This is a genomic window from Halorubrum sp. Atlit-28R (genome assembly GCF_003665955.1).
GTDB lineage: Archaea > Halobacteriota > Halobacteria > Halobacteriales > Haloferacaceae > Halorubrum > Halorubrum tropicale.
Window position 1 is genome coordinate 1 of the sequence record NZ_QPLS01000016.1, and the last position, 16557, is coordinate 16557.

Below are 16557 nucleotides of genomic sequence, written 5' to 3' on the forward strand. Positions count from 1 at the left end.
GTAATGCACACTATACACGCTACACGCATAACAGCTTCGGTAGACGTGGGCCTGTGGGCCTGCAACAGAACAGTGTACGAACAGATGATGACGGCGCTGTATCCCCGCCCTACTGCGCTACTCGGGCCACGCCCTGCGTTGCTCGTTGAGGACGGGGGCTTAGCGCCTGCATTCAGCTAAACCGATAGATATCAATTCACAGAATCGACACCAAAGTATTTTTATTATTGAAGATGACCTCATAGTGATGACATCCAAAACTGGGACCTTACTACTGACCGGTCTCGTATTCGTCGGGCTGTTAGCTGGTGTAACTGCACCTGTCGGAGCTTCCACAACGAATGATATTGAGCCAGCACAGGCTGGTGATGCTACGGTGGGGCTTACCCCTGCCAATCAGACTATTGATGCCGGTACCTCGACTGAGTTTGATGTCGTCGTCGCCGGTGCGACAGATGGAATTGATGCGTATGAGTTGAATCTTTCAGTGGCCAATGGTACTGTTGGAAATATCGATGAGTTCTCATTTGAACGGGCACCGGGTGTCGGTAGTGCTGATATAAGCTCCAACGGAACCCAACTCTTTGTTGAAGACGCTCGGCTTGGAGACCCGATTACCGGGAGCGAGACGATCACGCTCGGAACAGTTACCGTCGTGGGTAACAGCGATGGCGGTACTACACTCGACCTCAACAGCGCTGCTATTTCAATTAGTGGTGAACGGTATAATATCGCAGCATTGAACAGCGGAACACTAACTGTCGCTGGTGAAATTACGGATCCGGAACTTGGACTCTCACTAGAAAATGAGACGATCCAGACTAATGATGCGACGAACCTCACCGTTGCCGCAACTGACGTCACAAACGGCGTCTCGGCGCTGAATTTCACAATCACGCCGAACGATCCGAGTGTCGTTGAGTTCGAATCAACTACTGTCACCGGAGCTGAGAACCCCACTGTAACTCAACTCGATAATGGGGCCCTTCGTATTGAGGCTGATGTAACGCGGAATAACGGTGACATCGAATTAGCAACTACCAGCATTCTTGCTGCCCAAGTCGGTGAAGCGAACTTCACACTATCTGACGTTCAAATTCTCGATCAAGATGGAGCTGAGTACACACCCAGATCCGTCACTGGAGCTACACTTACTGCCACTAGTGGTGACAGTAGTGGGATCGACATTACCCTTCGTGCCACCGACAGTGAAGTCGCGGTAAATGGTGAAACCACCGTTGATGTTGTCATCCAAGATGCTCAAAACGGAATCTCAGCATTCGCGACCGAACTAACCATAGAAACTCCTGAGTCGGCGACGATTACTGGCTATGAGTACAATCTTGATCCCCAGTTCCCTGACTCTGAACTCGGGGCTGAGAACAACTCTCTCAGTCTTAGGGCAGCAATGGGTAGCAATGTGTACGCACCAGCCAACGAGACGACGATCGCAACCGTAACCGTGCGTGGCGATTCCGCAACGCAGGTACGGCTTGCTGCTGGCGGGGACACCCGTATCGATGACGTTGATGGCACTTCCTATGATATTGGGAGCCTTTCGGGAACGTCGTTTGACGTTGTCGCTGGACCGCCGGCGGTTGACGGTGGGGAGCGTCCGCAAGACACCGATGGTGACGGAACGTACGAAGACGTCGACGGTGATGGGTCACTGACGATCTTCGACGTTCAGGCACTCTTCGAAAACCTAGACGCCGCCGAAATTCAAGACAATCCTGGGGCGTTCAACTTTGACGGGACCGAGAACCCTGACGAGGTAACTGTCTTCGATGTCCAAGGTCTCCTCCAAGAATATCAGAGCCAAGGGTAACCAACCCACCCTCCTTCGCTCCCCTGAGGGGACCCCGTACGGGATCTGGGGGTGGCTCGTTGTCTTACGGTAGATACGAGTCGAAAGCCTCGCCCTTCACAGTAGTTACCGAACCTGACTGACGCTCTTGATAAAGATACAAGCGCAGACCTCCGTCTTTAAGCGGAGGTCAAGCGACACTCGGATTCGTTCTCTCCGTAATTTTATTACTGTGATGCGCGTTATAGTAACCACTACGGAATCGGTGAGATGCCGACCCGAACCACAAGGGGCGGTGAACTGCGGTGGTTCACCCGGCAATGACACGGATTCCGATGGGGGGTTGTTGACCGCGCCACAGCCCGATAAAGGGGAGAAAACGAGAGTTTCGCCCGTATGTTTGCGGGTTCCACTTGAGTGCGGGTTGGAAGCAAAAGGCATTGACAGCTCGAATCCGGTGGACGGATACCACGTCCTTCACGACGTGGAGGAGGTCAAAACGGTGGAGATTCTGGGGGGTGTATCGATGGTACCCTAGAGTACAGCTTACAGAGAGCGGCTCGTCCAATGAACAGGTAAGCTTCACACGTGTCCGTTGCTCCGGCCGTCGGTCGAAGGCGAGTATCAGCTGAGCGAGGCTGTGAGCCTGTTGCTGTGTGGGCTATGAGGTGCCGACTGTTCGATTGGGTGAATGCGTGAACGTGAACACGCCAGAAGATCTTAACCTGGCGAGTGATTTGATGCGTGAGGAGAGCAGGGCGTGGCCCTAGCACTCCACCGTGTCGGGTGCTTTTTATTGCGTTAGCAACCGGCACCCACACCCCACTGTGTCGAGTGTTCCCGGAGACGACCACCGATAGGGTTCACATCACACCCCACTGTGTCGAGTGTTCAAGACCGGTTGGCCCACGTTCAAGCGGAAAGCCTGACGCGTATCTGCGGGCCTCGCAGCCGTATCGGCGTACTGCGGAAGCCCCCGAGTTAGATCGCGTTCGGCGACGGAGAGACACACCTCATTGCAGTGTCTTAAGAACGACCTCGGTAGAGTTTCTCTTGGTCGTCTTCGACTGGGGCGGCATCGCATCCTGTTCTCCGAGGTACGCGATCGTTTTGAGCAGCAGTTGGGCGTGCTGGGCTTGGTCTCGGATTCGGTTTCGTAATCGACCGCGCTGAGCGAGCTTCTAGACTTTGACGATGTGCGAGTCGCCGATGCCGTCGTCGCCGTGTTTCTTCGTCATCTCGCTGCTGAATTTAAATATGGAAAAAACGGGAGAGTCGGTGGGCTGAGCGCTCGACACCCCACCGTGTCGAGTGTTCTCCCCGTGAACCATTGATGGGGACTAACTAAGAGACACTCCACTACGTCAAGTGCTAACTGGTAGACTTAGATTATCTGCGCTTACACACGACACATATGACACAGTGGTTTTATTTGTACGGACTGAGTCAAACGTGACAGAGGATGCCGACGTTCACACGAGACACTGAAATCTTCCGCAACGAGGATATGCTCCGCGAGGATTACCAACCGGATTCGATTACCGCTCGTGAAGACGAGATTTTGACGTACACGGCTGCACTTCAGCCGATCGTTAACGGCGCACAACCCCGGAATGTCTTCTTGTACGGAAAAACGGGTGTCGGCAAGACAGCGGTGTCCCGCTATCTGTTGAAACAGCTACAGCGAGATACGGAGCAGTACGACGACGTCGAGCTCTCAGTCTGCTGGCTCAACTGTACGAACCTCTCGTCGTCATACCAAGTCGCAGTCAACCTCGTGAATCAGCTGAGACCCGCAGACGATCAGATCAGTACGACCGGGTATCCCCAACAGCGTGTGTTCGATATCCTGTATGAGGAACTCGATCAGATTGGCGGGACGGTCCTTCTCGTCCTCGACGAAATCGACCACATCGGCAGCGACGACGAAATCCTGTATGAGATCCCACGAGCCCGCTCAAACGGTTACCTCTCGAAAACGAAACCCGGCGTGATCGGCATCAGCAACGATTTCGGCTTCCGAGACGACCTCTCACCGAAGGTGAAGGATACCCTCTGTGAAGAGGAGATCCACTTCTCGCCATATAACGCCCCGGAGCTGCGTGCCATCCTCGAAGAGCGAGTGGCCGGTGCGATGTACGACGACGCAGTAGATGACGCCGTGATCGCGTTGTGTGCCGCTATCGCGGCGCAGGACACGGGGAGCGCTCGACAAGCGTTAGATATTCTGTATAAATCCGGTGAGATTGCGCGGACTAACAGTAAGGAACGACTGACGGAGGCGCACGTCCATCAGGCTCGCGAGAAGCTTGAACAGAGTCAGGTCGAACATGGGACGCGTGAGCTGACGAAACACGGGCATCTTGCGCTCGTAGCCATGTTACAGCTCGCGTTCGAACAAGAGTCCCCGGCGCGGATCCGCGACGTGTACCCGCTGTATCGACGTATCGCGGAAGACTCTAACGTCGACCCGCTCGTCCGTCGGCGAATGCACGATCATCTGGCGGAGCTGGCGATGCTTGGCATCCTCGATCGGCAGATGAAAAATGAGGGACGGGCAGGTGGACACTACTATCAGTACGAGTTCGACGTGAACTTAGACATTGTCGGCGACGTCGTTCGAGATTTTGACTCGATTGTGCTCCCGACAGGTGTGGCGACACGGGTCACATAACACTGTAAATTTGGTCGGAGTCTGTCCGAATGGTCCCCGGATCGTCCCGTCCGAACACTTGACGCGGTGGGGTGTCAGAGGATAGGGTTCCATTCATTCTCAGAGAGAACACTCGACATAATGGGGGTGGTGACGAGAGCAACAGAGAGCAGTCGAGCTGTAGTCCTTACAACGCCGTGACCGCGAACAATTCTGGAAGATCCAGCGGATTGCGCCTTCGCGGGGAGATGTCGAGTACCGCTTCGTCGAGGGGATGTTCGAAATCTGGAGACGGTTCAGGAGCTCGTCGAGCTGAAGTCCTTTACTTTCTCAAGAGTGGAATTTCGAACAATTGACTGTTCTATTCAGACGAATTGATCTCGGTATACAACGCTTGAACGTCAAAGACCGACACATCTTGATCAACAGGCTCACCCGCAGCAAACTGGAAGTATCTCCCATTACCAGCATTATTGATCGAATCCAGGTTATTATACAGTGCCTGCACATCGAAGATGTCGACTTCACCACTTCCGTCAATATCTTCATACAACCCGTCGCCATCTGGATCTTGCGCTGGGTTGCCAGTTCCGGTGACATCGCCTGGACCCGAGGTACGTTCATCGACGATTTCGAGTTCTTTTGTGACTGAAGCTGTTTGCCCCGTATCATCGGTCACAGTCAGCACAACACTGTACATTCCGATTTCTTCAAATGTGTAATCTATGGTCACACCATCTCGTGTTACTGTTTCTGGACCAGTAATTTTCCACTCATACGTTACGAGCTCACTACTTGGTGCAGTCGATTCACTCGCATCGAATGTAACTTTGTTATCGATCACAGGGGTGCTCGGAGACACAGTAAACGCTGCACTTAGCTTTGCGGTCTTATCAGGGTCTACAAGCATAGTAGTCTGTTCACTCACTACACCACCATCATTATCTGAAACGGTTACTTCAAAAGTGAGATCGGTTTCTGCTTCTACAGTTGGTGCAGTAAAACTGGCCGTAGCCGCCTCAGAATCTACAATATTCACTTCTGGGTCCGGGAACGAGCCAATCACTTGTTCCCACTGATACCCTAATGATCCATCGTTTGGATCACTTGCTTCGACGATGAGCTCCACCGTTTCTCCAATTGCTGCTTGGGACGGTTCTGTACGAATCTCATCAATTAGCGGTGGTGCATTTTGCGGGCCTTCAAACACAAGTTGATACTGGAATGATGCATTCTCTGCCTCCTCCGTGGTGTCATATACATCTGCAGTAAATTCTCTTTCAGAGGTCGCAATAAACGTATATTCCCCTGTTTCTTCAACAGTAGTCGTGAGTTCAGTGCTACCGCTTGGTTCATTTGTATCGGCAATCTCTGATCCATTAGGTCCCAAAAGAATGAGTTGGGCAGCGTTATCCTCGGCCTGATCGATGTTCATCTCGATCGAGAGGCTGTCACCCTCCACTGCAGTCGTTACATACGCATCATAATACCCAACAAATGGTTCCTGGAAATTGTCTACTGGTTCAATACGGGATTGGATCGTATCACCGTCGGTGAGCAGTTCGCGCTCTCCAACAAAATCGTATAGTCGAAGCTCAAACTGTGGGGTGGCAGTCCGAGCCTCAACACTACTATCATATACAGAAGCGGTAAACTCTGTGGCTGTCGTCGCGACCAGCGTGTGCGCGCCAGACGTGTTTAGGCTGACTCTATCAAGCTGTATAGCACCCGCTTCACTTTCGGCGCTTTCTATTAGTGTACCATCTGGCCCATACAAGCGCAGGTGTGCCGCTTGCTCATCTGGAAGATTCACGCGCATTTCAGCAGAAACAAGCTGTGATTCATCCCCTTCAAACGAATAACGCTTGTGATACCCAACCAATTCATCAACATATGGATCGTCAGCTGTGCACAAATCGGTGAATCTATCTCCAAAATCAATTGTCTGGGTTATGTGATCGCTAATTCGGTTGAGATCGATCGTGTAGCTAAACGTATCCAAATAAGTATCCTCTGGTGAAGAATACGGCGCGATAGTAGTCACTGAGCCTGCGGTGGTAGCAACAACGCTGTACTGCCCGCTTTCTGGAAGTTGGTATGAATCTATACTAGTCGGTCCATACCCGATATCATACGGTTGCTCCTGCTTTACTTGCTCTTTGTTCGGATCAAAGAGTTGAATTTCAACTGCGTGTTCTCCTTGATCTGGGAACGTCTGAGGGACCATGGATAAGTATATCCGCTCACCTTCTTGCCCCTCAAACTCATAGTGGTCATAATACCCGTGTAAGTTGCTATTTGGATCCTGATAATTGTCACTACTAGCAAGCTCAGCGTCAACAGCAGCGCCGTACTGCAGTATTCCATCTGGCTCACCTAGTCCCTTATAAAACCGGAGTTCATAGTCAAATGTATCTAGATAATTATCTTCCGGCCCAAGATATGGCTCAATAGTGGGAGTCGAAGGTGCTGTAGTAGCGACAATAGTATACTCCCCATCTGCTTCTAATTTATATCGGTCAATCCCAGTCGCTCCATACCCAAATGTGAACGGAGCTTCAGTTGTGACTTCATTCCCATCCGGATCAAACAAGAGGATTGAAACAGCATGGTCTTCATCTGTTACTCCGAACTCTGTATCCGGTCGCATCTCAATTGAGACGACATCGCCGCGCTCTCCTTCAAACAAATAATGTTCATAGAATCCATGTAAATCACTATTTGGATCTTGGTACTTGTCTTCGATTGTCAAGCTATTTTTAATAACTGAATTATTTTCAAGTGTCTCTTCTGGTTTTCCTAACTCCTCATGCAGACGAAGTTCATAATCAAATGTATCTAGATAATTATCTTCTGGCCCAAGATATGGCTCAATAGTGGGAGTCGAAGGTGCTGTAGTAGCGACAATAGTATACTCCCCATCTGCTTCTAATTCATATCGGTCAATCCCCGTCGCTCCATACCCAAATGTGAACGGAGCTTCAGTTGTAACCCTATTCCCATCTGGATCAAATAAGAGAACCGAAACAGCGTGATCGGCACTTGTAGTCCAGTTTTCTACAATAGGTCTCATTTCAATTGAAATAATGTCTCCACGAACTCCATTGAAAACATAATGATCATAAAACCCATGTAAATCACTATTCGGATCTTGGTATTTATCGCTGGGTGTTAGTTGACCTTCTACTGTAGAATTGTAGTCCATTTCCGCAGTAGATTCACCCAACATCTTGTGGAGGCGTAGCTCATAGCTAAATGTGTCATAATAACTATCTTCTTGACTGGAGTACAGCGGAAATGCGGGGTATGGAGGTGCTGTCGTTGCGACAATCGTATACGTCCCATCCGATTCAAGTTCAAGCCTGTCAATTCCTGTGGCTCCATAACCAAACGTGTAGGGTGCTTCACTTGCTACTTCTTCTCCTTCTGGATCAAACAACAAGATTGAGACAGCGTGGTCTTCATCTTCCACACCTTGATCTGTGTCTGGTCGCATCTCAATTGAGATGGTTTCCCCGGAACTTCCATCGAACGTATATGCAGTGTGGTAACCGTTCAAGTTCTCATCAAACTGACTATTAGTACTAAGAGAATCAAAGACTACGTCCCCATAACTGAGTGATTCTGAAACTGTAGCTATATCGTTGGTTTGTTTCGCTTTAGCAGCATCTCTTCCGATAATTCCGACGCTAGTCCATTTCAATAGATCACGTCGGGTAGACGGAAGTTTAGTCATCTTTGGGCCCCCTTGTAATCGAAAATTGGGTATCGCTAGGTCGGATTATACACCGATGATTAAACACGCGGCCGGACATAGCTACATATAATTGCTTGGTGACTTGAAATTCCCCATATTATTTCGCATCCTCACCTAAAATAATACAATATACAAATATTTATTAATTATTAACGTAACGCTTTAGAACTAATTTTCTGGACAACACTTGTACGGAAATAATGAAGATCTACACAACAGGTAGTACATAAAATTTCTAATTGAAGAATGTGGCATCGATGGCTCCATGCGCGCCCGGATCGCAGATAGTCGCGGACTCACGAAGGAGGCCACGCCACACGTACATGGGCACCCTCTCAAATGACCGGTACAGCGTTGAGGGTGCGGGAAATGCCGTTCGAGCGAGCTGTAACAGCCTACGAACGCGATCCATCTCACTCGCCCAATTCACGATCTCGCGGTACGTCGCATCTATGTGAACCCACAAAAAGTGGAGCGTGACATGCTTCCAGCCGGGAAATCCGCTGCCAGTCGGATCACTCATCGCCGTTGGACTGGCGGCACAGTGCTTTTGAGCCAGCGACACGGCTTGCTTGACGAAGCGGAAGAGTAGCTTCAGTACCTCACAAAGCATCCTCGGCTAGCTGTTTCTGAAATCTGAGTGCTGAGTCGGAGCGGTTGCACTGACGGTATCGACGATGGAATCATGTACAAATCGACCGAAAGCTGTCGCTGGTGTCTAGCCGTCGACACGACAGCGGTGCCACTCACACCGCAGGTGAGCCCGGTCGATGACTATCGGTAGAACCGGTCGTCCGGTAGCTGGTTTGCGGGGCGGCCCGACGCACCGCGGGGGCCGTCCATGCCGCCCGTCGGATCATGTTAATGAACTCATTGAACGACCACGACTAGAGGCGACGCCCGCCACGGGGGGGGGCATCGCCACGTACTCTCAGTGTAAGTACCGCCAGATGTTCTGTAACAGCAAACTCACCACCACGCACAGCAGCCGCACCACCGGATTCCGTGTCTAAGTCGTCGCAATACTTTGCCCGGAGAGTCGATAGCTCGCCTCAATACCGAAGCGTTTCCGTAGTGGTATCGAGCGTCGCGTGGTGAGTGGATAAAAGGCGTGTCAGCGGCGTAGCCGTGACGCGCCACGCTGTTCCGTTATATTTGTCCATTCTGATAGGTACAGTCGACAGAGCGCTCTGTAAGTAAACTACCCTACCCTACTCGGTCGCTTTGCTCCCTGTTGCTCCTTGAGGAAAGGGCTTAGTGCCTCGGTTCACCTAAAAAACTACGAACTAAATGGGTATTAGGCGTTTTGCTGTTCCGTGAACAGTGCTTGGACGTCGAACACGTTGACTTCGGCGGAGCCGTCATCATCGAAGTCGAACGCTGCCGCGTTGTTCTGGAGGGTATCACTGCCACGGTTGTCGAACAGCGCCTGGACGTCGAAGATGTCCAGTTCGCCGTTCCCGTCAACGTCTTCGAACTGTCCATCCTCATCAAGATCCTGAGCGACAGCACCATTGCCTGTGACATCGCCCGGGCCCGGCGCTTGGACAGTCAAACTCGCCACCGTGCTGTCATTTCCGTTGGAACTGTCGGCAGCCTCCACGGAGATGTCATTCGTTGTCGTTGCTGACACATTCGGAACTTCAAGAGTGACGTTGAATTCTGCGTCTAGGGTCCGCGTTGGTGGGCCCGTGTTTGGCTGGGGATTTACTGTAATGGTCGTTGCCCCCTGAGTGAGTGACGCAGACTCAGCTACGAAGACGTTAGCCCGTTGATCGACGATGCGGCTTGCTCCTGAGTCCACAAGCGAAACCTCGGACGGTAGCGTCACCTTAATCTCATCTGCGTTCCCGTCTGCGCTCACATTTGCCACAGTGAATGCGAGACGGTGCGTATTTGTCGTGTTCGACTCAACTGTACTGGGCGCAAGCGTTATGCCCTCTATTTGTACCGGGCTCGCTCCGGTGAACGTCTGGTTGCTCCGTAACGTGTACTCACTGGTCGTCTGCTGGCTCAACCCAGCGACTCTCAGGTAGTACGTTCCACCCGTCGTGGCTTGGTGTGATAGTGAGATTCCATTGAAATTGTTTGTGTCAGCAGCGACTTCTGAACGGTCCGGAGCATAGAGTCGCAGGCCGAGGTCGCCAAGTGAGTCTGCAGCGGTGATTTCAGCAGTAACGCTCTCACTTTCATTGAGTGTGAGTTTGAAATAATCGACTTCTCCGCCTACCACACGTGCGTCAGTAAACTCATTGCGGAGCTGTACGGCCGATCCAAAGTTGTCATTCGGTGCAAATTGGTCGTTCTCTTTCGGGGTTATAATATCCGTTCGAAGCGTATACCCACTGGTTGTCTGCTGTGATTGGCCGCTCACTTCGACGTAGTATGTACCGGACTCCGGCGCTTTCAGATTGAAACTAATACCGCCAAAGTTGCTGTTCCCATCACTGACAAGCTCTTGTCGGTCCGGGCCGTAAAGTACCAGTTGGAGGTCACCAAGATTGTCAGCGTTTGAGATGTCTACGCTGATAGCGTCTGTTGTGTTCGCTTCAATCTGATAAAAGTCAGATTCACCACCGACAATTCTCGCGTCGCTAAACCCTTCTGAGAGGGTTGCGGCCGAGTTGAACCCATCGTTCGGCGCGAATTGGTCGTTTTCGGCTGGCGTAATGATGTCTGTATCGAGTGTGTAATTACTCGTTGTTTGCTGTTCTTGGCCGGCCACTTCGACGTAGTATGTACCGGACTCCGGCGCTTTCAGATTGAAACTAATACCGCCAAAGTTGCTGTTCCCATCACTGACAAGCTCTTGTCGGTCCGGGTCATAAAGCACCAGTCGGAGGTTACCAAGGTTGTCAGCGCTTGAGATGTCTACATTGAGCGCATCTGTCTCATTCGCTTCAATCTGATAAAAGTCAGATTCACCACCGACAATTCTCGCGTCGCTAAACCCTTCTGAGAGGGTTGCGGCCGAATTGAACCCGTCGTTCGGCGCGAATTGGTCGTTTTCGGCTGGCGTAATGATGTCTGTATCGAGTGTGTAATTACTCGTTGTTTGCTGTTCTTGGCCGGCGACCTCAATGTAGTATGTACCGGACTCCGGCGCTTTCAGATTGAAACTAACACCGTCGCGGTTGTTGTTCCCATCACTGACAAGCTCTCGTCGGTCCGGGTCATAAAGTACCAGTCGGAGGTTACCAAGGTTGTCAGCGCTTGAGATGTCTACATTGAGCGCATCTGTCTCATTCACTTCAATCTGATAAAAGTCAGATTCACCACCGACAATCCGGGCATCGCTGAGTCCCTCTGACAGTGACGCGGCAGATCTAAATCCGTCGTTTGGCGCGAATTGGTCGTTTTCGGCTGGCGTAATGATGTCTACATCGAGTGTGTAATTACTCGTTGTTTGCTGTTCTTGGCCGGCGACCTCAATATAGTATGTACCGGACTCCGGCGCTTTCAGATTGAAACTAACACCGTCGCGGTTGTTGTTCCCATCACTGACAAGCTCTTGCCGGTCCGGGCTGTAAAGAACCAGCCGAAGGTTACCAAGATTGTCAGCGTTTGAGATATCTACATTGAGTGCATCTGTCTCATTCACTTCAATCTGATAAACGTCAGATTCACCACTTATGATCTCTCCTGAAAATGTTCCTTCACTTACGTTAACCGCTGTTTCAAAGCTGTCATTTGGCTCTGTATCTTGTGCGGAGACTATGCCACCGGCGAACACTGGAATCACGACTCCTCCAACAACGGCTGCGGCAAGTAGTACCGTTGAGGCTTGTCTCAACTCCATCACTTGTCAATATGTAACAAAGCAAAATAAATTTATTGTCCAATTCTCCCTGCGAGTACCTAATACCAGCCAATACCCGAGTTTCAGCTTTGGGGCTGATGTCTTTCTCATCCGCCAGTCAGAAAGCAGTTCCAGACGATATGTTCTGTCTGCCTGTAGGCTTCCGGTGTGGGGTTCCTCCTCTAGATGCTTGATTACGTATTCCCCATCGCGCTCACGCATCTTAGTTGAAGACTGGCATTGTAGCTGTTCTGAAATTCCTATTACATTCACTACATAATATACCCAGTATAGAGGAATTAGCTTATTATTTTAAATTTTAGCAGGAACTAATTGCTACCGCGATTCGAAAAAGATACCTATCCGATACATTTATGTGAGAATGCTAAGAGATGACACGTATGACTGGGTTCAATTCTACCCGTCGCTCTGTGCTTACAACTCTCGCTGGCATGGGGCTTCTCGGAGGCACTGTAAGTGGTGAGGTCGCAAACGAAACAGACCACACCAGCACAACTAACTCACTATCTCAGACACCAACTGAGCGCCGTGTTCTGGGTGTTGAACTAATTCATCATAATACTGGTGAACGGTTTATTTACTCCTCATATACCGATGTTGAAAAAGAGGAGTTACCTGATGGCGGGTATAACATTATTGAGGCAACCGAAGAAGACGGAGAAATTGTTCGACGTACATCTTCGGTCCATATCTCACAAGGCGTTCAAGCAACCGTTGACGACGGCACAGAGCTTCGTGTTTTAGTACATGTGCCGACCGAACATGATTATGTCCCAACCACCGGCTCGATCGACATCTGGGCCGGAGCGGTCCAGCGTCAGAATGGCCGCGACACTGGGTTCGTCTCAGATCAAGATATCACCGTCCGGGTTGAGTCTTCAGGTACCACTATCGCTACAAAGTCTGTTACTACAGACCAATCCGGAAGCGCCACCGCAACGATCGACCTGTCCGGTGTTGAACCCGGACGCTACCGCGTTCTTGCCGAAGCAACTGGACTCAACACTCCTGCTGATTCTTTCGAGGTTGGCACATACACTGACATGCCGTTCCACTGGACTGGTTTAACTCCCGGAGAGGAAACAACACTTGGGATTTATTCTGCACAGGGGTTGGAGCCGGAAGCTGGTGTTTCCCGATCAATCACTGTCGAGGAGCCCGACGGAACCGTGCGTGACTTTGACGTCCAGATAGAAGAAGGCGGAATTGGATTTTTGGATTACACGCCTACCAGTTCTGGTGAGTACCGGTTTAGAAGTGATTCGGACTATATGTCCAGTCTTGAATCCGGCGAGCTAAAGGCAATAACCCCGTACTTTGAAATCCGTAACCAGTATGTTAATGACACCGTGACATGGAGTGCATTTATCCTCCAAGATCGCGAACCAGTGTCAAACTTAGATATTGATGTGACAATTACTGAAGAGAGAGATTCAATTGTCATTGAGGAGTTCTCAACTACGACAAATGAATTCGGTCAGTTCAGCATCTCATTCGAGGCGCCTGCTGAATCAGGCACCGAATATGAAATCGACATCCAAGCCACCGATGGTCGGTCTGTGTTTTTATTTGGCGACAGGATCGACTTCAGGTCTCCGCCGCAACCGCCTGCGCCAGAACCTATTGAACTGGATATTGACGTTGAGGACTATGTTATTGGTTTAGGGTCAGAGACGAATGTCGCCATTGAATTCACTGACGGTGACCAGCCGCTATCGGATAAGGATATTAGCCTCCAGTATTACTACAGCTTTAATGATGTTCCAGTTGGGAGTGAAAGCCTGACAACCAACGCTGACGGGGAGGCTTCAACCGTCCTCTCAATTCCGGAAACCGCTCCAGATGGTGAACGCATCTATGTGAGAGCACGTGCGCAAGCAGACGGGACGACGTATACTGACGAAGACTCCTTATCTATTGAGCAATTCAACTACGACTTTGAAGCTTATGGCCTTGATCCTGGAGTAAATAATTCAATTGATATTAGTGTCACAGACCGGTCTACTGGAGACCCAGTAAGCGATGTTGATGTCACAATGTTTGGTAATCGCTATCATGTGGACGCAGAGACATTTGATGCAGGATACACACAGACGGGAAGTGACGGAACTGGCACTATTGATCTCACGATCCCGAGTGACGCCACAAATGATATCATGATAAACCAAATAACCCGGTATTCTGATGCAAATAATTCTCGTGGACAGTTGAACCCTCCATTTACCGCAGACATCTCTCTTCCTTCTGTTGACCCTAAACCTGGTGACAGTTTCTCGATTAGTTATTCGACAGACTACACAGAACCTGTCTCAGCAATCGTCGCATTCCCGGGGCGAGAGAATGCGGCGACTACCCTGCTCGCCGAAAATGAAACAAAAACCCTCAGCGTTCCAGCCTCTGTTGCGCCCGGTGATTATCTTGATGTTGAACTTCTCATGATCAGCGCAGACGGTGAAGCTGCCGTTTCTCGGGACTCCCTCCAAGTTGCAGAGGGCCTTACCGCCGGGTTCGAGTATGACCCGAGTGAGCCCGCACCTGGTGAAATGATTACCTTCACTGATACGAGTACAGTGGGGCCTAACGCCACGATCACTTCTCGAGAATGGGACTTCTCAGGGGATGGAAGCACCGATAGCACGGGTGACACCGCTAGTCACACATTTGACGAAGCCGGCTTGTATGATGTCTCCCTAACTGTCACCGATGGAGCTGATAATACAGATACGGCAACGCAAACCGTTTCTGTTTCGTCACAAACAGCGATTCCTCCGGTAGTTGGCGATTCTCCACCTCAAGATCTGAATGGCGATGGTCTTTACCGTGACATCGACGGAGATGGAGAAGTTGATATCTTCGACGTACAGGCACTGTACAACAACCTTGATTCCGACGTTGTACAGAATAACCCTGCAGCGTTTAGCTTCTCTTCTGGCAGTGCGAATGGTGAGGTCGATATCTTTGACGTACAAGCACTCTACAACGACATGCAAAATCAATAACTGGGGGAGTACCATTGACCTCCTCCTCCGCGTAAACGCGGATGAATCCGACCATCGGATTCGGGCGGTCGTCGCCGTTTGGTTCCAACCCGCACTCGGAGGGAACCGGCGACACACCGAGGGAACTCTCGTTTGTCTCCCTCGTAGGGCTGTGGCCCGGCCAATGAGGCCCCGTCGGAATCCGTGTCATTGCCGTGCGAACCACCGCTGGTTCGCCACCCCTTGTGGTTCGGGGACGGCCTCTCACCGATTCCGTAGCATCCGTGATTACCGGAGGCCACGGACTTCAAACTGCCTGAACTTGGTGTTGCACCGCAAAAACGCGTAGATCGAGAACAGCCATCTGCGGAGTGTGATCTTCAAGTGAGCGAAAATCGTGCCAGTCTTATCGTTGAACGTATGGTCACAATCCCTACAGAGATACCGCTGAAAGTGCCCATAGCTGCCGTTTCTGACCGTTCAGTCAGAACGGCAGAGAGGACAAGAGACGCCGTCACGCCAGCGAACCTGTTGGAGCAGGTCCGCTGCGACCGGTTCCGACCCAAACGCATCTAGCGGAATCATCCGTGTCGGACACCGCTGACGCGGTGTCCTTGTCCTCTTCGACTCCACAGCGACAGCTCATCAGTATCAACAATCTAATTCAGAAGATCGAGACATTAAATCAACGTCTCCTATTGATAGAGATACAAGCGCAGACCTCCGTCTTCAGGCGGAGGCCGAGCGACACTCGGCTCGTTTGTCCCGGCAGTTACAATGCGAAACGAGGTCACCTACAAAACGATTCACAAACGTGTCGAGCGCTTCAGTGAAGCGCTCGATGCGCCGTCACTCGATCTCTGTGGCCCGGTTGAAATTGACGAGTTCTATCTCTGCCGGCCTGAAACGCTGCGAGCGCGATCGCTGGTCGCGCTTTCGCGGCCTCGTTTGACGCGGGTGCGGAACGTATGAGATCAAGACAAACCGCCCGTTTTTGTTCTTGTAGACCGCGGCACCGACCAGCGATACATCGTGCCAGCGAAATCTATAGACGAATCGACGATCCGGCTCCTGCTAGCTGACCGCCAGCAGGAGCCTCTCATCGTTTATACCGACGGATTTCGTGCGTACGATCCGCTTGCTGAAGATGAGCGATTCGACCGCGAATATGTCGTTCACGGAGACGGTGAGTACGCAGACGAGACGGTTTACGTGAACAGCTGCGAGAGCCACGCGTCGCTGGCGCGACGCTGGCTCTCGCCGCACCGAGGCATCTCAAAAGACCGCCTCACACAGTATCTCCGAGCATACCAACTCAAATGAAAACTATACCGCAAACCCGGACGAAAAGCGCTTAAACACGCCGTCAAAGCCACTCTCTGAAATCAACAATGTGCTACACACGGGTGTTTACCTATAGTAGTTGCTAGAAATAATTACTCACTTTTGGAATCGAGAGTTGATCAAGAGCACTGTCGATCGCTGTTGTAAGTTCGTCGAGTGAGTCGAAAAAGCGGTTGCTGAGAGCTGCTTGGAGCTGTC

Annotated in this window: 5 protein-coding genes and 4 pseudogenes; 4 read left to right on the forward strand and 5 right to left on the reverse strand. The window is 51.0% G+C overall.

Annotated elements, in window-relative coordinates:
* Positions 1-247: 247 nt before the first annotated feature.
* Positions 248-1828 (forward strand): hypothetical protein, encoded by a 1581-nt coding sequence (locus tag DVK06_RS18530; RefSeq protein ID WP_147438136.1) that lies wholly within the window; start codon positions 248-250, stop codon positions 1826-1828.
* Between the two features lie 1441 nt (positions 1829-3269).
* Positions 3270-4481, forward strand: coding sequence for an orc1/cdc6 family replication initiation protein (locus DVK06_RS16435; RefSeq protein WP_121601092.1), 1212 nt, complete (start codon positions 3270-3272; stop codon positions 4479-4481).
* Between the two features lie 340 nt (positions 4482-4821).
* Here the strand turns inward: DVK06_RS16435 and DVK06_RS18535 are convergent, their stop codons facing one another.
* The 3 genes and pseudogenes from DVK06_RS18535 to DVK06_RS16460 all read right to left on the reverse strand — a co-directional run bounded on the left by DVK06_RS18535 (position 4822) and on the right by DVK06_RS16460 (position 12016).
* Entirely contained in the window at positions 4822-8196 is a 3375-nt protein-coding gene (locus tag DVK06_RS18535) for a PKD domain-containing protein (protein WP_147438137.1), read from the reverse strand.
* Positions 8197-8991: 795 nt separating this feature from the next.
* Positions 8992-9399: pseudogene (locus tag DVK06_RS16455) on the reverse strand (ISH3 family transposase); the annotation flags it as partial.
* Between the two features lie 115 nt (positions 9400-9514).
* Complete coding sequence (locus DVK06_RS16460; RefSeq protein WP_121601095.1) at positions 9515-12016, reverse strand: PPC domain-containing protein; 2502 nt, start codon at positions 12014-12016, stop codon at positions 9515-9517.
* Between the two features lie 401 nt (positions 12017-12417).
* Here DVK06_RS16460 and DVK06_RS16465 point away from each other — a divergent pair, with 401 nt between their 5' ends.
* Entirely contained in the window at positions 12418-15036 is a 2619-nt protein-coding gene (locus DVK06_RS16465; protein ID WP_158600102.1) for a PKD domain-containing protein, read from the forward strand.
* Between the two features lie 285 nt (positions 15037-15321).
* On the opposite strand, the pseudogene DVK06_RS16470 reads toward DVK06_RS16465, so the two are convergent.
* Positions 15322-15600 (reverse strand): annotated as a pseudogene (locus DVK06_RS16470) (transposase); the annotation flags it as partial.
* 201 nt (positions 15601-15801) lie between these two features.
* Between DVK06_RS16470 and DVK06_RS16475 the strand changes: the two are divergent.
* Positions 15802-16338: pseudogene (locus DVK06_RS16475) on the forward strand (IS1595 family transposase); the annotation flags it as partial.
* A 103-nt stretch (positions 16339-16441) separates the two neighbouring features.
* On the opposite strand, the pseudogene DVK06_RS16480 reads toward DVK06_RS16475, so the two are convergent.
* Positions 16442-16557: pseudogene (locus DVK06_RS16480) on the reverse strand (IS630 family transposase); the annotation flags it as partial.